The sequence below is a fragment of the Rhodococcus sp. 06-470-2 genome (assembly GCF_002258235.1).
Lineage (GTDB): Bacteria > Actinomycetota > Actinomycetes > Mycobacteriales > Mycobacteriaceae > Rhodococcoides.
In genome coordinates this window covers 1-21,170 of record NZ_NOYB01000033.1, presented here as the reverse complement: position 1 = coordinate 21,170, position 21,170 = coordinate 1, and the positions used below count along the sequence as shown (strand labels likewise).

Below are 21,170 nucleotides of genomic sequence, written 5' to 3'. Positions count from 1 at the left end.
CCCGAAGCCTCAGGATTTCACCATGACTGATTCGGACGAAGAATTCCTGACCATCGGTGCGTTCGCTCGCTCGAGCGGACTGACCCCCAGCGCTCTGCGGTTCTACGACGACTGTGCACTGCTCGTCCCGGCTTTCATCGACGCGAAGTCCGGCTATCGCTACTACACCCGAGCACAAGCGAAGCGGGCGAACATCATTCGACAACTGCGCGAGATCGGTCTGCCTGTCTTCATGGTCATTCCTGCAGGCTCCACTCCTTGCTGGACAAGGTGGCCTCCGCACTCGCCGGCGACGGAGCTGCAGCGGTCGACATCGTGGATCGGCACGTCGACGACCTCGTCGCACGCGCGCGGGCAGCCGCCGAGGCCGCGATCTCGATCCGCCGATTGTTCGACGAAAGATATTGCACAGCAACACTTTCTGCCGTCGAGTTCGCGTCTGCGGTCGAGCAGGTCGCGTCTGCAGCCGGAACGAGCGAGGAGTTTCCGGTGCTGCGGGGTGTGCTGGTCGAGGTGGACGGTGGCACTGTCACCCTCACCGCGACGGATGGGTATCGACTCACCACCCGAAGCCTCGTGGCACAGAGCTCACCCGGCGCAGCCTGGTCCCGTATCGCATCGGTCGGCTCTCTCGGGACGCTACCCGCGTCGGGAAACTGTGTGCTGACGGCAACCGACGACGCGATGGTGTTCGAGTCCGAAGGCGTCCAGCACACTGTGGATCTGGTCGACGGCGACTTTCCCGACTGGCGCACGATCATCGACGGTCTGGCTCCGACCGCGACGAGGGTTGTGGTGCAACGAGATTTCGTTCCTCTCGACAGCGGTACGCTGCGAATCGACGCCGGCCAGGACGGCCTGACGGTCGAGGGTGTCGCGGTCCCCGCTCGGGTGACCGGTTCCGACATGACGGTGTTCTTCGACGCGGCCGTCCTGCAGGCTGCGGTCGCATCGGCCGTCGGACCGGACCTGATGCTCGATATCGCCGCTCCTGACCGTCCGATGCTGGTGCGGTCGGCGGTCGACGGCGCTCTGACGACACTGGTGATGCCCGTTCTCGGCTGATCGACGGTCGGCGGTCGTTCGGAAGTCGGTGCAGAAGTATCGACTTTCGATGACTGGGTACTTGCTCCCACTCTCGATACCGTGAGGGTATGGACGACAAGATGCTCGGGGAGACGCCACCGGCGGTGCTGTGGTTCTCCCGCGGCGATCGGCTCTTCCTGATCGCCGGTGCCGTGATCATCGGGGGACTACTGGGGTTCGGGCTGCCCTATGTGGCTTCCTGGGGAGCGTCGCTCACCTGGATACCGTTTCAGGGTCCGCTGGAGTTGATCGCTTCGTGGTCGCAGTGGTGGGTGCGGTACGTCTGTATCGGGCTGGGAGTACTGCTCGGGCTGGCTCTGGTGGCGGCCGCGTTCTACGACACTGCACGGGTGGCGGTGTCGGAGGTGCAGGTACGTATCACCGAGAGAGGCGAGACCGCCACGATCTCGAAGTCCGAGGTCGGCACAGTCTTCGTGGACGGCAAGGAACTGGTTCTGCTCGACGGTGCCTCGCGTCAGCTGGTGCGGGTGCCGAGCGAGGAGAAGCGTGATGCCATCGAGGCGGCGTTCGAGAAGCGAGGTTGGTCGGTCGCGACCGGCGATCCCTATGCCGATCTCTATCGCCTGTGGGTACCCGAAACTCCCGGTTTGGCACCGGAAGTGAACGCGGTGCTCAAAGCCCGCGCGATGGCCCTGAAGAAGAAGGCCGCGTCCGATGCGCGCGAATTACGCACGGAACTGGACCGACTCGGCGTCGTGGTGCGAGACAAGAAGACGAGCCAGTACTGGCGTCCCCTGGTTCGATCGTGACGGTTCGATGACAACTCTGCTTCGACGGCATCGGGAACGCGCATGGGATGTCGCCGCCATCGCGTTCGCGCTGCTGTTGGTGCTGTCGGTGGCCGCAGGCACCGAGGGGATGACCACCACGCGAACGGTCGTCTCGATCGTCGTCGGCGTTGTCGGTGCCGTGTCGTTGTGGTGGCGTCGCCGGTGGCCGATCGAGATCGCGGTAGCGCTGGCGGTGTGCACGATCCTGACCGACGCTGTCGGTGGTGCCGAGTTGGTGGCCGTCTTCACCGTTGCCACTCGAAAGTCGTGGCGGGTCACCACCGCGGTGGTGGTACTGCATCTCGCGGCGTCGATGATCTGGACGATTCTGTGGGTCGAACAGTCGATTGCGTACACCGCGATGGCCAGTCTCGCCTTTCTGAGTATCCCGGCCGCGTGGGGCATCGTCGTCAAGTCGCGCCGCGAGGTGATCGATTCTCTACGAGAGCGGGCAGAGCGAGCGGAACACGAATCGAATCTGCGCGCCGAGACCGTTCGGGGACTCGAACGCGAGCGGATCGCGCGCGAGATGCACGACGCTCTCGCACATCGGATCTCGTTGGTCAGCCTTCATGCCGGAGCGCTGGAGGTGCGGCCGGACGTCGGTGCGAAAGAGGTCGAGGCGATCGCATCGACCATCAGACTCGGTGCACACGGTGCCCTGGAGGATCTGCGGGAGATATTGGGAGTGCTCCGATCGGGTGTCGCGGCCTCGGCGCGTCCACAGCCGGGGGTGGCGGACATCGGCGAACTGATCGAGGATTCGGAGAAGGCCGGTACTCGGGTGTCGTTCGTCGACGAGTTGCCTTCCGGCGCAACGCTGACGCCCTCTGTTTCCCGCACCGTTCATCGGGTGATCCAGGAAGGTCTGACCAACGCCAGAAAGCATGCGCCCGGCCTGCCGGTGCGCTGCGGGCTTGCGACGGCCGGTGGTGAGCTTCGGGTGTGGCTCGAAAACGGTCTCGGTACAGAGGGTTTCGCGGCAGTACCCGGTTCGCGGTCGGGAATGATCGGTCTGAGCGAACGTGTCGAATTGGCAGGCGGACGAATCGAGTACGGAATCGCGCGTCGCGGCGACGGAGTGGTCTACCGTCTGGAAGCGTGGTTGCCGTGCCCGAAGTAGCCGACGGTCCCGATGTACTCACGGTGTTGCTGGTCGACGACGACGCGTTGGTCCGCGCGGGCTTGTCGCTGATCCTGAGCTCGGATCCTGGAATCAGGGTGGTCGGTGAGGCGGCCGACGGTCGCAGTGGCATCGAGGCAGTGCACGCGTTGTCTCCCGACGTGGTTCTGATGGACGTGCGGATGCCGGTCCTCGATGGGCTCGCGGCCACCGAAATGCTTCGCGCGGAGGGGTTCACGGCTGCCATCGTGGTGTTGACCACGTTCGATACCGACGAGTACCTGCTGCGGGCACTGCGGGTCGGCGCGAACGGATTCCTGCTCAAGGACACGCCGCCGCGGGACATCGTCGACGCGGTGCATCGCGTCGGAACCGGGGAATCGATGCTGTCGCCGACCGCCGTCGGACGCTTGGTTGCCCACTGGCGCGAGCAGGACGCTCGATCGCACGACTCCGCCACCGCGCGGGCGCGGGCCCTGCTCGAGTCCCTGACCGATCGCGAACGCGAGGTGGCGGGTGCTGTCGGGTCGGGGAAGTCCAATGCGGAGATCGGTGCCGAGTTGTACATGAGTGTCGCGACCGTGAAGACCTACGTCTCGCGGATTCTGACGAAATTGGCGTGCAGCAACAGGGTTCAGATCGCGATCGTCGTGCACGAGTCGCGTTGAGGGTTCGTCTACAGCAGGAGTGCGATCACCAGAACGAAAACGACCACGATGGCGAGCACGAGTGCTGCGAGGATCGCGGTAGATGGAATCGACGTTCGGTCGCCGACGACGTCCTCGATGCGCATCAGGACGTGCTCGATCGGGTTCTTCTTCTTTCGCGGTAGATCGAACGGCGGTGGCGAATACGTCGACGGGACCGGATTGGCTTGGCTCTCACCGGGTTGCACGGCCGGCAGGCCCGCGATGGTTCTTCCGAACTCCCTCGACGGACGACGAGATTCGGAGACCGGTGTCGAGCGCCTCGCCCATGCCGGGACCACGCCGTCCGCGGACGTCAGAGGCACCCCGCGCAGCTGAGCTATGCTGCCGCGCTTGCTGATCGCGGCGACGATCATCTCGTCGCGAGCCTGCGCCATGGTGGGGCGTCGGGCAGGATCGGGTTCGAGCATGTGCAGCAACGGGCCCGTGAGATCGCCGCTGCGGGTGGGAGCGATGATCTGCCCCTTGGCAACTCGGTGCAGCAGTGCGATCGAATCGTGATCGATGTCGAACGGCGGTTTGCCTTCGATGGCCGTGTACAGCGTTGCGCCGAGGGAGAACACGTCGCTGGCCGCGGTGGGATCCTGTCCGCGTGCGACCTCGGGTGCGAAATATGCCGGGGTGCCGGTGATCACGCTGTCGTCGGCTGCTTCGACGTCTCCCTTGGCGCGGGAGATGCCGAAGTCGCTGATCTTGACGATGCCCAGATCCTTACCGCGATCGGCGATCAGAATGTTGCCCGGCTTGATGTCTCGGTGCACGATCCCGGCCTCGTGCGCTTCGGTCAGGGCGTCGGCGATCTGCGCGCCGATCTGAGCTACCTCGAACGGTGGTAGCGAATCGGTGGTGCCGAGTGCCTGCGCGAGACTGCGCGATGACAGGTATTCCATGACCAACCACGGCTCACCGTCGACGAGAGCGACGTCGTGCATCGCGATGGCGTGGGGACTGGAGAGTCGGGCTGCGATGCGACCCTCGCGCATGGCCCGGTTACGTACTTCCACGGCCTGCTCCGGGGTCAACCGAGTGGTGGACGTGACCTGCTTGACGGCCACCTGGCGGTGCAGAAGTGTGTCGGTGGCGAGCCATACCGCGCCCATGCCTCCACCGCCGAGTTTGCCGGCCAGGCGGTATCTGCCTGCCAGGAGGTAGTCGGGCCCGACGCCCCGTCGAACACGCTGCTGATCCGTCACGCCCACAGGTTAGTTGACGATGGCTGGACGTGCCCGCAGCCGAGCGACGGAGGCATCTACCAGGGGCTTCGGCATCACCTTGACGAGTTGCCGTCCGAGCGGCTTTACTGAGTGCAGATCGAAATTGTGTTCGAATACGCCACTTCCCGCGTTCGTCGGACACCGAAGTTTCGGCTCGATTTTCTACGCCGCGAAGGGGAGTGACATGACTGTATCGGGAGCTTCCGTCACGCCGGATGTGCTCGACGGGTTGTCGCTGCCGGAGCGTGTGGCGTTGCTGCGTAGCCGGATGGCCGCCGTGCCTTCTCGGGGCGAAACGGCATCGGTGCGTATCGAGAATTCGGACCCCGTCGAGCCGGTGCACCCGGAACCGTCGACACCGCGTCCGACCCGTCAGCGGCCCGTTCTTCCGGTGCCGTCCGCGCTGATCGAGGTGCTGCCGCACGGTGGACTGGTACGTGGAACGGTGGCCTCGGTTTCCGGTGCCGGCTCGCTCCTGATCGGGTTGGTGGCCGCGGTGACCGGTGCCGGCGGGCATGTCGCCGTCATCGGGCAGCCTCGTTTCGGAATTCTGGCCGCGGTGGAAATGGGTGCACAACTGAGCAAGCTGGCTCTGATTCCCGATCCCGGTCCCGACCCGGTGGAAGTGGCGGCCATTCTGCTCGACGGTGTCGATCTCGTGGTACTCGGTCTCGGCGGTCTGTCGGTCTCGCCCACTCGGGCCAGGGCCGTGGTGGCCAGAGCGCGGAGCAAGGGGTCGACGCTGCTGGTGACCGATGGGCACTGGGACGGGGCAGAGCTACGACTGGACGCATCGGTGCACGGATACGACGGCCTCGGCACGGGCCTGGAGCTGGGCCGCGGCCGACTACGCGGCGTCCGATTGTCGGTGTGCGCTCGCGGCAAGGCGATGCGGCCCCGCACCGTTCGACTCGACCTGCGTTCGGAGAACGGCCGCATCGAGTGGCATGCCGAGGAGCGCGAACAGAATCCGTTGTCGATCGCGGTCTCGACATGAGCATCGATCGTTCCAGCCGTGTTCTTGCACTGTGGTGTCCCGATTGGCCCGCTGTTGCAGCAGCTGCTCAGGCCGATCTCCCTGCGACGCATCCGGTGGTCGTCACCTCGGCCAATCGGGTCGTCGCGTGCTCGGCGACGGCACGGGCGTCGGGTATCAAGCGCGGCCTGCGCCGTCGGGAAGCGCAGGCGCGGTGCCCGGATGTGCACGTCGCTCTCGCCGATACCGATCGTGATGCGCGATTGTTCGAGCCCGTGGTCTCGGCCGTCGCCGCCATCGCGCCGGGAGTCGAAGTGCTGCGACCGGGCTTGCTGGTTCTCTCTGCTCGCGGCGTCGGACGGTATTTCGGTACCGAACATCGGGCCGCGGAACGGTTGATCGACGAAGCGTCGGCTGCCGGTGTGGAATGTCAGATCGGTATCGCCGACGAGCTGTCCACCGCGGTCGTCGCCGCGCGGTATGCGCAGGTGGTGCCGCGCGGCGGGGGTGCAGGCTTTCTCGCACCGTTGCCGGTGGCAGAACTCTCGGCCGAACCGAGCATGTCCGCGGCCGATCGCGGTGAGCTGGTGGATCTGTTGCGACGCTTGGGTCTACGAACGATCGGCGACTTCGCGGCCCTGTCTCCCGGGGATGTCGCGTCGCGCTTCGGTACCGATGCCGTGTTGGCGCATCGCAGTGCTCGAGGTGAGCCCGAACGTCCGCCGTCGGCCAGGGCTCTGCCGCCGGACCTGGATGTGGAGTACCTGTGCGATCCGCCGATCGATCGGGTCGACGCAGCTGCGTTCGCCGGGCGCGGGTTGGCCGAGCAGTTGCACACCAAGCTCGCTGCCGCTGCCGTTGCGTGCACTCGTCTGCTGGTGCACGCCAGTACCGGTAACGGCGAGAATCTGTCGCGGATATGGCGCTGCGCCGAGCCGTTGACGCCGGAGGGAACAGCCGACCGCGTGCGCTGGCAGCTCGACGGCTGGATCACCGGGCGCAGCGAGAACAAGCCGACGTCCGCGATCACCGTGCTACGGCTCGAACCCATCGAAGTGGTGGCCGCCGGTGAGCTGCAGCTGGGTTTGTGGGGCAGTGTCGGGGACGAGGACGAGAGGGCGCGTCGGGCCTTGGTGCGTGTGCAGGGTCTGCTCGGCGGCGAATCGGTGCTCGGTGGTGTGCTCAGCGGCGGCCGCGGGCCGGCCGAACGGATCACCCTGCGTCCACTCGGCGACGAACTGGTGCCGATGTCCGATCCGTCGGATCCCTGGCCGGGACGGCTCCCGGAGCCTGCTCCGGCGGCAGTGATCGAGACACGTCCGACGGTGACGCTGATGAATCGGTCGGGAACCGGAATCGGCGTCACCGATCGTGGTGTGTTCGATGCACCGCCGTCGCGATTGCGCTGGGGCACCAAGGAATGGGAACTGACGGGTCTGGCCGGGCCGTGGCCGGTGGACGAGCGATGGTGGGACAGTGGCCACGCGGCGACGGGTCCGACGGCGCGAGCCCAGGTGGTGCTCGACGACGAAAGGGCCTTGCTGCTGGTGTTCGACGAGGGTCGGTGGCGGGTGGAAGGAATCTACGAATAGCGGCACCGCTACCGTCGAGAGAATGCAGATGATGTCGGAGACGGTCGACCTCGATGGTGTCGACATCGCGTATCGCTCGTTCACCCCGCTGGGGCACGCCAACTCGGATTCGGTACCGGTGATGCTGGTGCACGGAATGGGCGGTGACAGCACAACCTGGGATCGGTTCACCCGTGCACTCACCGCACAGGGCAGCCGAGTGATCACCGTCGATCTGCGCGGACACGGCAAGAGTGCGCACACGTCCACGTACGAATTCGATTCCTTCGGGGCAGACCTGATGGCCCTGGTCGACCACCTCGGGCTCGACGAAGTCGATCTCGTCGGGCATTCCCTGGGCGGATATGCGGTCTCGCTCGTCGCGCAGCGTCGCCCGCAGCTCGTCCGCCGTCTGGTCCTCGAGGAGCTTCCGATACCGATTCGGCCGGGGGACGCTCCGCCGACGCTGACCGGCAGGATGCCGTCGGTGACCGAACTCTGGCACGCAGCGACCAGCGTCGTTCTGCACCCCCGCGCGGTACTCGCCTTCGATCGCTCGATGACCACCACTGCTCTCGAGCAGTTCCGTCGACCGAATCCGCAGTGGTGGGAGTCGTTGGCCGACATCACGGCTCCGACGCTTGTGCTTCGCGGAGGTCCGGGCGGAATGGTCGATCCGGACCGGCTGGCCGCGATGGTCGCCGAGATTCCGACCTGCCGCGTCGAGGCGTTCCGCACCGGGCACAGCATCCATCGCGACGGATACTCGGCGTTCGAGGCAGCAGTTCTGCCGTTTCTGACGAACTAGGATCCGTGCATGTCTCTGAGCGTGCTCGATCGCAGAATGCTGGGCTGGTCGGCGCTGTTCGTCGTATCCCAGGCCAACATCGCCCGACTGCTCGGCCCCGCAGCTCCGAAAGTGCTTGCCGTACAGACGGCGTGGTCCGCCCAGCGTTACCGGCAGATCCTGGCGAGCATGGACGAGACCGAGATCGCTCGGTTCCGCAGCCACTATCTGCCCGACTTCGTACATCCCGCGATCTACGCCGTCGCGCTGCGTGCAGGCGCGAGGAGCCTGGCGGAGAAGACTCCGCTGAGCCCCGCAGTGACGACGGCATTGGCCGTCGCTCCCGTTGCCTCCGCCGCCGGGGACTACATCGAGAACGTCGTCGGACTGGTGTTGGTCGACAACCGAGAACGGATCGCCGACACCGTCGTCCGCGCCACCACCGTGGTCAGCACCGTCAAATGGACACTCGCCATCGGCACTCTGACGTACCTGAGTCAGGGATTTCTGCGGGTGTGGGCAAAGGCTCTGTTGCGCTGAGTTCTGCCGGTCACCAACTGGTGCCGGGGACCAGTCTTCCGACGCGTCGGATCACCTTGCCGATGCGTGCGCTCGGAGCCTTCGGATCGTAGGGACGCACCCGATAGGGCACCTTCCCGTCCTCGATCGTGACCGGCGTTTCACCCTTGGCTGCCGCGGATTCGGGAAATTTTCGGTAGTGCTGATGCATCGTGCGGTCTTTGCCCTTGGGGGCGAACATGGCACCGAATTGCCCGAGTGTTCCCAGTGGAGTGTCGATTCGCTTCGGCTTGTCGCTCAGTGCGCGAATGACGATCGCGGCAGCCTTCTCCGGTGAGAACACCGGACCGACGTTCTTGTCTCCCGTCGGGGTGATCATCGGTGTGTCCACCAGGGGCATGTGAATGGTGGTGTAGGTGATTCCATCCGAGAGTGTCTCTGCGGCAGCCACATCGGTGAAGCCGTCGAGCGCGGCCTTGCTGGCCACGTAGGCCGAGAACCGAGGCGGGTGTCCGAGGACCGCAGCGCTGGAGATGTTGACCACGTGCCCGAACTGACGTTCACGCATGTGTGGCAACAGTGTCAGCACCAAACGGATCGCCCCGAAGTAGTTGACGGCCATGGTGCGCTCGTAGTCGTGCAATCGATCGGTGGATCGATAGAGTGCGCGGCGGATGGATCGTCCGGCGCTGTTCACCAGCATGTCGACGTGATCGTGTTCGCTCAGAACGGTTTTCACGGTCTGATCCACCGATTCGCTGTCGGTGACGTCGCACGAGTAACCGTAGGCGGTGCCGCCCGATTCGCGGATGTGCTCGACCACCTCGTCGAGTTGATCCTGACCGCGCGCGAGCAGAATGACCACCGCACCCTTGCGGGCAGCTGCTTCGGCGCTGGCACGACCGATTCCGGACGAGCCACCGGTGATGACGATGTGACGGCCGAACAGCGGCCCGCGTGGGTCGTTTCGGCGGTTGCGCTTGGGATCGAAGTTCTCCCGCCAGTGAGTCCACACTCGATCGGCGTACGTCCGCAGCGGTGGAGGCGTGATCGAGCTGCCCTGCAACGCTTTCTGTGTCGATGCCGACTCGAACACGGTGGGCAGAGTCAGGTGTTCGAGCATCACCGGAGGTACTCCGAGATCACGAAGGGCGGCGTCGCGTTGCTTGCGCACGGCCCTGGACTTGGGGGAGACCACGGGAGCGACCAGCGCTCCTGGCACGTCGACAATTCGCGCGCGAGATCCCGCTGCCGACGAGAACGCGGCGTAGACCTCTGCCATCGACTGAGGCGTCGGATTGACCAGATGGAACACGCTGCCGGGAGCGGTGTTTCGATGCACGAGCTCGACGATGGCGTCGGCGACGTAGTCGACCGGAACCAGGTTGGTAGCGCCCATCTTCGGCACCGTGATCGGTACGACGGAGGGCAGCTTGGCCAGCTCCGCGAAGAACGGGAAGAAGAAGTACGGTCCGTCCACCTTGTCGATGGCACCGGTCTCCGAGTGCCCGATGATCGCGGCAGGCCGATACACCCGCCAGTCCGCAGCGCTGTCGCGGACCAACTTCTCGGACTCGAACTTGGTGCGGTGATAGGCAGTCGGAAAATTCTGGCCGAGGTCGAAGTCGTTCTCGGAGAACGTTCCTCGATAGTCGCCCGCAACGGCGATCGACGAGATGTGGTGCAGGCGGGCCCCGGTCTTCTCGGCGAGGCCGATCACCGAGGCAGTTCCGGCGACGTTGGTCGGGGCTTGCTCGTCGCCTGCGGTCAGGTCGTATACGGCTCCGAGATGGAGGATGTGGTCGATGTCGGCAGGCACGTCTCGGAGTCCGAGCTCCGGCTCGGTGAGATCGCCGACCAGCGGGTGAATTCGGTCGCCGCCGTCGAGGTGCTGTGCCAGTCGCTCGAGACGGGCCACCGATCCCGGACGCACCAGCACGTGGATCGCGGCGAGCGCATCACGTTCGAGCAATCGGGGCAGGACGTTCTTCCCGAGAAACCCGGTACCGCCGGTTACGATGTAGTTCGCCATGCGAGCCGACCTTACTCCAAGGTAAGTTCCGGTGCTAGTGCCCGATACCTGCTTTTTCGTGCACTTTCTTCATCCAGGCCGGTGCCCACCAGTTCGCCTCGCCCATGAGTTTGACCAGGGACGGAACCAGCAACATCCGGATGATGGTGGCGTCGATGATCAGCGCCAGGATGACTCCGACGCCGAGGAACCTCATGATCGACAGACCCGAGACGGTGAAGGCCCCGGTGACGACGATCAGTATCAGCGCCGCCGCGGTCACGATGCGTCCGGTGCGTTGAGCGCCGAAGATCACCGCTTCCTCGGTGCTCGCTCCAGCCGCGCGAGCCTCCACCATGCGCGACATCAGGAACACCTCGTAGTCGGTCGACAAGCCGAAGATGACCGCGAGAATGAGAACCACGAACGTCGATTCGAGCGGACCGGGGGTGACGCCGAGCAGGCCGGCTCCGTGGCCTTCCTGGAACACCCACGTGAGTGCGCCGAAGGTGGCGGCCAGGCTCAGTCCGGCCATCAGGACCGCCTTGATCGGCAACACGATCGATCCGAATGCGAGGAACAGCAACACCAGCGTCGAGACGACCATGATCGTGATCATCACCGGTAGCCACTTCGCGATCGCCGCATTGCCGTCGTCGACGTTGGCTCGTCCGCCGCCGACGAGGATCTCGGTACCGTCCGGAGGAGTGATCGCGCGCAGCGTCGCCACTGCGTCGGATTGGGATTCGGCCTCGCTCAGCCCGCCGGTCGGTTCGCTGTAGGACGCCTGCAGCGTCACGAAATCGTCTTTCGAGCCCAGGAATTCGGCTCGGGCGATACCGGGCGTGGATTCCACGGCTGAGGTGAGCGCCGCAATCGGTGCGCCCTGAGGCTTGACGCCGTCCAGGCCGCGCAGAACCACGGTTGCGCCCTCGCCGGTGGATTCGAAGTCGGAGCCGAGAGTCTCGAACGCCACGCGCGCAGGGTTGTCCTTCGGCAGTGCCGTGTAGTCGACCTCTCCGAGCGATACCTTCAGGATCGGGGTGGCGATGATCAGCAAACCGGCGACGATGACGGCAGCGACGATGCCCGGATGCTTCATGACGCGGGTGACAACGCCGCCCCAGAACTTGTGTGCGCGTGCATCGCCTCGGTCGGACGCTGTGCGCGACCACGTCCAGGAGTTGATGCGGGTACCGAGAATGGCGAGCAGGGCGGGAACCGCGGTCAGTGACAGGACGGCTGCACTCGCCACTGCGGCCATGGCCCCGAACCCGAGAGATCGGATCACTGCCTGCGGGAAGACGAGCATCCCGGCGAATGCGCAGATCAGCAGCAGTCCGGAGAAGACGACGGTCTTGCCTGCGGTGGCGACGGTGCGGATTGTCGCGTCGATCGGCGTCGATCCACCGCGCAGTTCCTCGCGGAACCTGCTGACGATGAACAGTCCGTAGTCGATGGCCAGGCCCAATCCCAGCAACGACGCGACGTTGATCGAGAACGAGCTGACTTCGGTGAACTCGGTGAGCACCCGCAGGATGGCCAGGGAGCTGAGCACGCTCAGAATGCCGACGAAGACCGGAACCGCTGCGGCGATCACGCCGCCGAAGATGAAGATCAGCAGCAGCAGTGTGATGGGAACAGCGATGATCTCGGAGCGGATCAGGTCGCGTTCGAGGGTTTCGCTGAGCGAGACTCCCACCACCGTCGCGCCGGCGAACTGAGATTCGATGCCGGGCACTTCGAGCTGTGGTGGAAGCTCGCCGAAGGTGTTGAACGTGACGCCCGAGTTCGCGCCGAGGTACACCGTGGCCAACGCCTTGGTTCGGTCCTTGGAGACCAGGAATTCCTTGCTGATCGGGTCTGCGCTCCAGTACGAGGCGACGTTGCCGAGGGTGTATCGACTGCTGAACTCGTCGAGCGTCGCTTGCACCTGTGGTCCGATGTCGTCGATCGACCGGCCCTCGGGGGCGGTGTAGATCGCGACGATGTCGGGGGTCGGTTGGCCTATGCCCTGCACCAGCCGTGCGACCTCGGACGATTCGCTGCTTGCGTCGGCGTAGCCGCCCTCGCTCAGTTTCGAGAAGACGCCGAGTCCGAAGATTCCGCCGACGGCGACGACGGCGACGACAACTGCGAGTGCCCATCGTTTGTGCGATACGACGAACGAGGCCCAACGCGTCACGTCTGTGCTCCGGCTCTGTGAAAGGGATTCGGCGAAAAAGGGTCAGTGGCGATTCGACTCTAGTTGATCCGTGTCGGACCCCCGTGTTCTCATTAGAACAAGTGTTCGATGAGGTGGCGACGTGAGGGAAGGTGGTCTCGATGGGATGGAACGACGGACCACCCACGTGGTCGGAGATGGAACGAGTCCTGTCCGGACGCCCGAAGCCCGTGGCCGAGGGTGACGGAGGTGACAGCCCGGCGTGGTCACGAAAGAGGGACGTCTACGACCGCACCATCGACAAGCCCACTCTGTCGGTGACTCCCTACGCGGAATTGCACGCGCACTCGGCGTTCAGTTTTCTCGACGGTGCCTCGCAGCCCGAGGAGATGGTCGAGGAAGCGGTACGCCTCGGCCTCGAGTTCATCGCCATCACCGACCACGACGGTTTCTACGGGGTCGTGCGGTTCGCCGAGGCAGCCAGAGCTCTCGGTATCGGAACCGTGTTCGGTGCCGAACTCTCGTTGGACACCCATCGATCCCGAGCCGGAGAGACCGATCCCGACGGCACCCACCTACTGGTGCTCGCTCGCGGACAGGAGGGGTATCGCCGGCTCTCGCGTCGGATCGCCGCTGCGCACCTGGCGGGCGGGGTCAAAGGTAAGCCGCAGTACGACATCGACGAACTCACCGAATCGGCGGGCGGTCACTGGCAGATTCTCACCGGTTGCCGGAAGGGGCATGTTCGCCAGGCGCTCTCGCGTGGTGGTCCGGAGGCAGCAGAGGCCGCGCTGCGCACACTCGTCGACCGGTTCGGATCCGATCGTGTCACCGTCGAACTCACCCGGCACGGCGTCGCAGACGACGACGAGCGCAACGACGCACTCGCGACTCTGGCGCAGCGGTACGGCCTTCCGACGATCGCCACCACGGCCGCGCACTACGCCGGTCCGCGTAGCAGGAGATTGGCCATGGCGATGGCGGCTGTGCGCGCACGGAGCAGCTTGGACGAGGCTGCCGGTTGGTTGGCACCGACCGGCGGTGGACATCTACGGTCTGGGGCGGAAATGGCCGAACTGTTCCGTCACTATCCGGGCGCGGTGCGCGGTGCCGTCGAGCTCGGTCGTGAGTGTTCGTTCGATCTGAAGCTGATCGCGCCGCGCCTGCCACCGTTCGATGTGCCCGACGGATACACCGAGATCAGCTATCTGCGTCGACTCACGTTCGAGGGAGCCGCCCGTCGGTACGGCTCGCAGTCGGCGAATCCGGCCGCCTATTCGCAGCTCGAGTACGAGCTCGACATCATCGAGAGGCTCGAATTCCCAGGCTACTTCCTGGTGGTCCACGACATCGTCCACTTCTGCAAGACTCACGACATCCTCTGTCAGGGAAGGGGTTCGGCGGCCAACTCGGCTGTCTGCTTCGCGATCGGCATCACCAACGTCGATCCGGTGGCGAACAAGCTGCTGTTCGAGCGGTTCCTCGCACCCGAGCGCGACGGGCCGCCCGACATCGACATCGACATCGAATCCGATCGTCGAGAAGAGGCGATCCAGCACGTCTACGCCAAGTACGGCCGCACTCATGCCGCCCAGGTGGCCAACGTCATCACCTACCGCGGCAAGTCGTCGGTACGAGACATGGCGCGTGCGCTCGGCTTTTCGCAGGGACAACAGGACGCGTGGAGCAAGCAGATCACCCGCTGGTCCGGAATCGGTGATCAGGACGGCGACGGAATTCCCGACTCCGTTCTCGACCTGGCCCGTCAGATCGAGGGCTTCCCACGTCACCTCGGCATTCACTCCGGCGGCATGGTGATCTGTGATCGTCCGATCGCCGACGTCTGCCCGGTGGAATGGGCGACGATGGAGAACCGCAGTGTGCTCCAGTGGGACAAGGATGACTGTGCCGCAGTGGGTTTGGTGAAGTTCGACATGCTCGGACTCGGTATGCTCTCGGCGCTGCACTACATGATGGACCTGATCGCCGAGCACAAGGGCATCGACATCGAACTCGCCTCGATCGATCTGTCCGAGCCCGAGGTGTACGAGATGCTCCAGCGAGCCGATTCGGTGGGGGTGTTCCAGGTCGAGTCCCGCGCGCAGATGGCCACTCTGCCGCGTCTGAAGCCGCGCAACTTCTACGATCTGGTGGTCGAGGTCGCGCTGATCCGTCCCGGTCCGATCCAGGGTGGTTCGGTGCACCCGTACATCAAGCGCCGCAACGGACTCGAGCCGGTGATCTTCGAGCATCCGTCGCTGAAGAAGGCGCTCGATCGAACACTCGGTGTGCCGCTGTTCCAGGAACAGCTGATGCAGATGGCCATCGATGTTGCGGGTTTCAGTGCCGCCGACGCCGATCAACTACGCCGTGCCATGGGATCGAAACGGTCACCGGAGAAGATGGAACTGCTGAGGGGACGGTTCTACGACGGGATGCGCGACCTGCACGGCATCACCGGTACAGCTGCCGACCGAATCTACGAGAAGCTGTCGGCCTTCGCCAATTTCGGCTTCCCCGAGAGCCATTCGCAGAGCTTCGCCTCACTGGTGTTCTACTCCTCCTGGTTCAAGCTGCATCACCCGGCGGCGTTCTGTGCCGGACTGCTGCGCGCCCAGCCGATGGGTTTCTATTCACCGCAATCTCTGGTCGCCGACGCCAGGCGACACGGCGTGCTGGTCCACGGTGCCGACGTCAATGCCAGTCTCGGTCATGCGAACCTGGAGGGAAACGGGCTCGAGATTCGGATGGGGTTGGCGGACGTGAAGTTCATCGGTACTGCTCTGGCTCAGAAGATCGTCGACGCGCGAGACGCACATGGGCCGTACACCTCGTTCCTTGACCTGACGGGACGCGTCGAACTGTCGGTGGCGCAGGCGGAAGCGCTGGCCACGGCAGGCGCACTCGGGTGTTTCGGCATCACCCGTCGAGAGGCACTGTGGGCTGCGGGTGCGGCGGCGGGGGAGCGGCCCGGTCTGCTCCCCGGCATCGGAGCGTCGACGAAAGCGCCTGCGTTACCCGGCATGACGGACCTCGATCTGGCGTCGGCCGACGTCTGGGCAACCGGTGTGTCACCGGATTCCTATCCCACCCAGTTCTTTCGAGATCGGCTCGATTCGCTCGGCGTGGTTCCCGCGAATCGACTGCTGCAGATCCCCGACGGAGACAGAGTGCTCGTCGGCGGTGCGGTGACGCATCGCCAGCGGCCGGCCACGGCCGGAGGCGTCACGTTCATCAACCTCGAGGACGAGACCGGCATGGTCAACGTGGTGTGCTCGGTCGGGTTGTGGGCCAAGTACCGCAAGTTGGCAATCACGGCTCCGGCGTTGCTGATTCGCGGCAAGGTACAGAACGCCGAGGGTGCGGTGACCGTGGTTGCCGATCATCTGCAACTGATGGATCTCCGAGTTGCGTCCAGATCGAGGGACTTCCGATGAAGGGCGGCGTGCACAATCGAGGGGTGAAGTTGCTGCTGATCGCCGACACTCATCTCCCGAAACGTGCACGCGACCTGCCCGACGAGGTGTGGGCGGCCGTCGACGACGCGGATGTCGTGATCCATGCCGGTGATTGGGTGGACCTCGCATCGTTCGAGGAACTGTCACGGCGGTCGCGTCGTCTGGTCGCGTGCTGGGGGAACAACGACGGTGACGAGTTGCGCGCGCTGATGCCCGAACGCGCCGACGTCGTGCTCGGCGGGGTTCGGTTCACCGTGATCCACGAGACCGGAGCTGCGACGGGACGTGAACGACGCATGGCCGCGGCGTACCCGGAGACGGACGTGCTCGTGTTCGGGCACAGTCACATCCCGTGGGACACGTTCGCGGACAACGGTCTTCGGCTGCTCAACCCCGGTTCACCGACGGATCGGCGCCGCCAACCGTTCTGTACGTACATGACCGCCACAGCCGAGGACGGTGCGCTGACGAACGTGGAGCTGCATCGCATCGCCCCTCGGTAGTCACGACCGAAGTACTCACATTCCGCCGGCCACCCTGACGACGGTTCCGGTCGCGTATCGCGCATCATCGGAGAGCAACCAGGACACGGCTCCGGCGATCTCGTCCGGCGCACCGGGGCGGCCGAGGGGAATGCTCGACGCCATCTTCTGTGGTCGCTGTCGATCGCGATGGAAGTCGGTCTCGATGATGCCCGGTGCCACCGCGTTGACGCGAATGTTCTGCGCAGCAACTTCTTTCGCCAGACCGACTGTCAGCGTGTCGACGGCGGCCTTGGCCGCCGCGTAGTGGACGTACATGCCGGGGCTGCCCAGAGTCGCGGCAGCTGAGGAGATGTTGACGATCGAGCCACCCGATTCGACCATCGCCGCGATCGCGTACTTGCAGCAGGTGAGCACACCGACCAGGTTGACGTCGAGGTCTGCTCTGATGGTCTCGATGTCGTTGTCGACCAGCAGCCCGACTGCGCGTGCCGAACCGGCGTTGTTGACCAGACCGGTGACAGCTCCGATCTCGCCGGCGGCGCCGAACAGATCGATCACCGCCTGCTCGTCGGTGGTGTCGGCGCGTACGGCGATCACGGTTCGGCCGGATGCCGACAGCTCGGCGGCCAACCCTTCAGCGGCGGCGGCGTCGGAGCGATAGCCGATCACCACATCGTGCCCGTCGGCCACCAGCCGTCGGGATACGGCGGCACCGATTCCGCGACTTCCACCGGTGACGATGGTCAGGGGAGCACTCATCGTTGAACAATAGCCATCGCGGAGAGGGCACAATTGCGGCAGAGGCAACCGCGTTCGACCGGAAGGGGCTCCGCGGTGATCGATCGATCGGAATTGGCAGTGTTTCTCCGGCAGAGGCGCGAATCTCTGCAACCCGAGGACGTCGGGCTGCCGCGAGGGCAGCGCAGACGGACCCAGGGCCTACGCCGCGAAGAGGTGGCCGAGCTGTGCCACATGTCGACCGACTACTACGCACGACTCGAACGGGCTACCGGACCCGCTCCGTCGGCGCAGATGATCGCCTCGATCGCGCAGGGACTGCATCTGTCGCTCGGTGAGCGTGATCACGTGTTTCGATTGGCCGGGCACAATCCTCCCGCCCGCGGTTCGTCGAGCGAGCACGTCAGCCCGGGAATGCTCCGAATTCTGGACCGCCTGAACGACACGCCCGCCGAGATCGTGTCCGAAATCGGAGAGACGCTGCGTCAGACGCCGCTGGGTGCGGCACTGACAGGTGATGCGTCGCTGCGCACCGGGCCGAACCGGAGCCTGGGATACCGATGGTTCACCGACCCCGAGGCCCGGCAGTCGTACCCGCCCGAAGAGCGTGCGGTGCTGTCTCGGGTGTACGCGTCGGGGCTGCGCGAGATCGTCACTCTTCGCGGACCCGACTCGAGAGCTGCGCACCTGTCCGCAGAATTGCTCGAGGCCAGCGAGGAGTTTCGAACCCTGTGGGCGAAGCGCGAAGTGGGAGTTCACCCACCCGAGTCGAAGCGGTTTCTGCACCCGACGGTCGGCCTGCTGCAACTGAACTGCCAGACACTGCTGGACCCCGAGCAGGCGCATCGACTGCTGGTGTACACGGCAGTGCCCGGCAGCGAGAGCTACGCCAAATTGGAACTGCTCGCGGTGGTGGGAACTCAGGTTCTGTCCTGACGCGATTCGACGGTGGCGGTCGTATCAGTGGATCGGCAAGTCCTGGATGAGCCCGCGGCAATCGTCGAACATGGGTTCTGCAGGTCGAATCCACACGATCAACACCGACACAGGAGCTTGTCATGAGCCGAACAGCACACACATCCCTTCGCGATCTGACGGGCAAGGTGGCCGTCGTCACGGGAGCGAGCGACGGGATCGGAACGGTCATCGCCACGCAGCTCGCCCGCTCCGGTGCCGAGGTCGTGATGCCGGTGCGCTCGGCCACCAAGGGGGAGCGGGCCGCCGAATCGATCCGAGCCGCCGTGCCGGGAGCGAAGGTCGCCACTCGGGCGCTGGATCTGTCGTCGTTGGAATCCGTTTCCGCTCTGGTGAACGATTTCTCATCCGATGGACGGGCGATCGACATACTCGTCAACAACGCCGGTGTCATGCAGCCACCTGCACGCCAGGTCACCCAGGATGGTTTCGAGCTGCAGTTCGGCACCAATCACCTCGGCCACTTCGCGCTCACCCTCGGTCTGTTGCCGCTGCTGCGCAAAGGTGATGCGAGAGTCACCCATCAGACGAGCATTGCGGCACGGTCGGCGACCATCAATTGGGACGATCTCAACTGGGAGCGTTCCTACGACGTCATGAAGGCCTACGGTCAATCGAAGCTCGCGGTGGCTCTGTTCGCACGCGAACTCGAGGCGCGCAGCAGGGCCGGCGGCTGGGGAATCACCAGCAACATCGCTCACCCCGGAGTTTCGCCGACCAATCTGCTTGCGGCACAACCGGAATTGGGGCGCCCGAAAGATTCGGCAGGAAGACGATTGATCGGCGTTCTTGCCCGCGTCGGCATCGCGGGCACGGTGGACAGTGCAGCACGGCCGGGATTGGTTGCAGCCGCGGGTGGAGCCGCGGGTGGGGATCAGTTCTTCGGCCCGAAACGAGTCATCGGCGGGCCACCGACCGAGGTCGGCATGTGGAAGCCGATGCGCAGCGTGGACGATGCACGCCGACTCTGGGAGGTGTCCGAACAGCTCACCGGGGTGCGGCTCTCGTCCTGATCCACTCGAAGGTCCTCACTGGGGTGTCGGCGCGGGCTCCCTGGCGTGATCGACGAGATCGTGTACCAATCCGATGATGACGTCCATCTGAGCGATGACCTCGACGCGCAGTCGGTCCTGCTGGTCTTCGGACATCGACGGTGCGTCGGGCCCGTCGAGCGACATCAGTAGGTCGATGTTCGTACGCAGTGCCGTCAGGGGCTCCATCAGTTCCGCTCCTGCGTCGACGATCAGTTGCCCCTGTCGTGCTCGCGAACGAGACAGGGACGCCAACATCTCGTTGAAGCTGTTGGCCAGTGAAGCCAGTTCGTCGTCACCGTTGACATCGATGGGCTCGAAGTCCCCGGTCCGGGCCACACGTTCGGTGCCCGCGCGAAGTCGGCGTACCGGCCTGAGGCCGGTACGGGCCACGGCTGCACCGGCGACGCCGGCAAGCGCGACGAGAAATGCTCCGACGATGACGAGTGCGAGTGTGAGCTTGGCCAGCAAGGGTGACGCTTCATTGAGCGATTCGGCCACCATGATCGTTCCGCCGGAGCCGGTGCGTGCTGCCGACAGGTAATAGCCTCGTACCTCGCGCAGCGATTGCTCGACGGTGCCGTCCACGACAGATTTCTCCGCGTCGTCCAGAACTCCGTCGGAATTGGTGAAGGGCTCGGTGCCAGTCGTCGACGTCACCAACGTGCCGTCGGGCGTCACCAGCGCTGCTTTCACCGCGGTGCCTTCGGTGTCTTCTATACCGAAGCCGAAGAGACCTGCCGGAACGCCGGATGCGGCGCTGGCAATGAGAGCGTCGCTGTTGCGTTCGACGCGGTCCACGATTTGCGAGCGGAGGGCCTGTTCTGCGACGAGATAGATCGCGAGAGCACTCACTGCGACTGCCAGGGCTGCCACGCTCATCGTCAATACTCTGATGCGGCCGTGCAACGACAGTGCCCGGGGGCGAGCTCTTGCACGTGAATTGCTCATTTCTCGAGTATGCCGGTCGACGAGCGCCGACCATTCTGCAGGCCGCACGGACCGATGTCGTCGTTCGGCCAGGGGCCGACGGTTCATCGTGTTCGTGCACCTGGGTTCGGCTTCCCGACCTCGACGCGAGCGCCGGCACGGGTCCCCAAGGCCTTCACGAAAGTTCGATCTTCAGAAGGGCGGCGTGTCGGTGTCCTGACTGTCCGACGGTGATTCCGACTTCCGGTGGTCGGGTGGGTCGGGGTAGGCGATGATGCCGGAGTTTCTCGGTTGGGTGGGGATGTGTGGTCTGAGGTCGTTTCCGAGGACGGGGACGGCGGTGCCGTTGGCGGGCAGGGTGATTCGGGTGGTCTTCGATGTCGATGTCCACAGGATCGCTCCGCCGGGGAGCATGACGGCTTTCCAGTAGCCGGCGGTCTTGACGGTGTGGTGGTATTCGCACAGGCACTGCAGATTGCCCACAGTGGTCCAGCCGCCGCCGAGAGGGTTGCTGTGGTCGAACGGGTTCACGTGGTCGAGTTGGCAGCGGGCGGCGGGGCGGTGGCAGCCGGGGAAGCGGCAGTGTTTGTCGCGGAATCGGACG

At 65.0% G+C, this 21,170-nt stretch carries 18 protein-coding genes and 1 pseudogene; 13 read left to right on the top strand and 6 right to left on the bottom strand.

Translation table 11 applies throughout. The features are described 5' to 3' along the window. Window positions 1–22 precede the first annotated feature (22 nt). The 5 genes and pseudogenes from CH276_RS29305 to CH276_RS18695 all read left to right on the top strand — a co-directional run. Window positions 23–214: pseudogene (locus CH276_RS29305) on the top strand (MerR family transcriptional regulator); the annotation flags it as partial. A 44-nt stretch (window positions 215–258) separates the two neighbouring features. Next, window positions 259–1,065, top strand: coding sequence for a DNA polymerase III subunit beta (locus CH276_RS18710; protein WP_094629817.1), 807 nt, complete (start codon window positions 259–261; stop codon window positions 1,063–1,065). 89 nt (window positions 1,066–1,154) lie between these two features. Next, entirely contained in the window at window positions 1,155–1,856 is a 702-nt protein-coding gene (locus tag CH276_RS18705; RefSeq protein WP_230596988.1) for a YqeB family protein, read from the top strand. 7 nt (window positions 1,857–1,863) lie between these two features. Next, on the top strand, window positions 1,864–3,000 hold the full coding sequence (locus CH276_RS18700) for a sensor histidine kinase (protein ID WP_045195882.1): 1,137 nt from the start codon (window positions 1,864–1,866) through the stop codon (window positions 2,998–3,000). Next, window positions 2,979–3,668, top strand: a complete 690-nt coding sequence (locus CH276_RS18695) for a response regulator (RefSeq protein ID WP_032397492.1) — start codon at window positions 2,979–2,981, stop codon at window positions 3,666–3,668. The genes CH276_RS18700 and CH276_RS18695 overlap by 22 nt, the downstream gene beginning before the upstream one ends. 8 nt (window positions 3,669–3,676) lie before the next feature. On the opposite strand, the gene CH276_RS18690 is transcribed toward CH276_RS18695, so the two are convergent. Further along, the gene (locus CH276_RS18690) at window positions 3,677–4,900 is read right to left on the bottom strand and encodes a serine/threonine-protein kinase (RefSeq protein ID WP_254924055.1); all 1,224 of its coding nucleotides are present in this window, start codon (window positions 4,898–4,900) and stop codon (window positions 3,677–3,679) included. 205 nt (window positions 4,901–5,105) lie between these two features. Here CH276_RS18690 and CH276_RS18685 point away from each other — a divergent pair, with 205 nt between their 5' ends. Genes CH276_RS18685 through CH276_RS18670 form a run of 4 tightly spaced genes read left to right on the top strand, consistent with a single transcriptional unit; the run spans window position 5,106 to window position 8,795 of the window. Next, window positions 5,106–5,918, top strand: a complete 813-nt coding sequence (locus CH276_RS18685; RefSeq protein WP_176459330.1) for a hypothetical protein — start codon at window positions 5,106–5,108, stop codon at window positions 5,916–5,918. Beyond that, complete coding sequence (locus CH276_RS18680; RefSeq protein WP_094629814.1) at window positions 5,915–7,489, top strand: Y-family DNA polymerase; 1,575 nt, start codon at window positions 5,915–5,917, stop codon at window positions 7,487–7,489. The genes CH276_RS18685 and CH276_RS18680 overlap by 4 nt, the downstream gene beginning before the upstream one ends. 22 nt (window positions 7,490–7,511) lie before the next feature. Beyond that, window positions 7,512–8,276, top strand: a complete 765-nt coding sequence (locus tag CH276_RS18675; RefSeq protein WP_441344215.1) for an alpha/beta fold hydrolase — start codon at window positions 7,512–7,514, stop codon at window positions 8,274–8,276. A 9-nt stretch (window positions 8,277–8,285) separates the two neighbouring features. Next, complete coding sequence (locus CH276_RS18670) at window positions 8,286–8,795, top strand: hypothetical protein (protein ID WP_045195874.1); 510 nt, start codon at window positions 8,286–8,288, stop codon at window positions 8,793–8,795. Window positions 8,796–8,805: 10 nt separating this feature from the next. Here the strand turns inward: CH276_RS18670 and CH276_RS18665 are convergent, their stop codons facing one another. Continuing rightward, on the bottom strand, window positions 8,806–10,806 hold the full coding sequence (locus CH276_RS18665) for an SDR family oxidoreductase (RefSeq protein WP_045195872.1): 2,001 nt from the start codon (window positions 10,804–10,806) through the stop codon (window positions 8,806–8,808). Window positions 10,807–10,840: 34 nt separating this feature from the next. Then, window positions 10,841–12,970, bottom strand: a complete 2,130-nt coding sequence (locus CH276_RS18660) for an MMPL family transporter (RefSeq protein ID WP_094629813.1) — start codon at window positions 12,968–12,970, stop codon at window positions 10,841–10,843. A gap of 140 nt (window positions 12,971–13,110) precedes the next feature. Between CH276_RS18660 and CH276_RS18655 the strand changes: the two genes are divergently transcribed. Together CH276_RS18655 and CH276_RS18650 are read left to right on the top strand one after the other, a co-directional pair. Continuing rightward, a complete protein-coding gene (locus CH276_RS18655; RefSeq protein ID WP_094629825.1) occupies window positions 13,111–16,386 on the top strand; it encodes an error-prone DNA polymerase in 3,276 nt (1,091 codons plus the stop codon). A 23-nt stretch (window positions 16,387–16,409) separates the two neighbouring features. Then, complete coding sequence (locus CH276_RS18650) at window positions 16,410–16,910, top strand: metallophosphoesterase family protein (RefSeq protein WP_094629824.1); 501 nt, start codon at window positions 16,410–16,412, stop codon at window positions 16,908–16,910. A 15-nt stretch (window positions 16,911–16,925) separates the two neighbouring features. On the opposite strand, the gene CH276_RS18645 is transcribed toward CH276_RS18650, so the two are convergent. After that, on the bottom strand, window positions 16,926–17,651 hold the full coding sequence (locus CH276_RS18645) for an SDR family NAD(P)-dependent oxidoreductase (protein WP_094629812.1): 726 nt from the start codon (window positions 17,649–17,651) through the stop codon (window positions 16,926–16,928). 75 nt (window positions 17,652–17,726) lie between these two features. On the opposite strand from CH276_RS18645, the gene CH276_RS18640 reads away from it, so the two are divergent. Both CH276_RS18640 and CH276_RS18635 read left to right on the top strand, forming a co-directional pair. Further along, window positions 17,727–18,566 (top strand): helix-turn-helix transcriptional regulator, encoded by an 840-nt coding sequence (locus CH276_RS18640; protein ID WP_094629811.1) that lies wholly within the window; start codon window positions 17,727–17,729, stop codon window positions 18,564–18,566. 122 nt (window positions 18,567–18,688) lie between these two features. Continuing rightward, window positions 18,689–19,618 (top strand): SDR family oxidoreductase, encoded by a 930-nt coding sequence (locus CH276_RS18635; protein ID WP_094629810.1) that lies wholly within the window; start codon window positions 18,689–18,691, stop codon window positions 19,616–19,618. Between the two features lie 15 nt (window positions 19,619–19,633). Here the strand turns inward: CH276_RS18635 and CH276_RS18630 are convergent, their stop codons facing one another. Both CH276_RS18630 and CH276_RS18625 read right to left on the bottom strand, forming a co-directional pair. Continuing rightward, window positions 19,634–20,587, bottom strand: a complete 954-nt coding sequence (locus CH276_RS18630) for a methyl-accepting chemotaxis protein (RefSeq protein WP_045195867.1) — start codon at window positions 20,585–20,587, stop codon at window positions 19,634–19,636. Between the two features lie 171 nt (window positions 20,588–20,758). Beyond that, the coding region (locus tag CH276_RS18625; protein WP_217901375.1) for an HNH endonuclease signature motif containing protein at window positions 20,759–21,170 on the bottom strand (412 nt) is incomplete at its 5' end.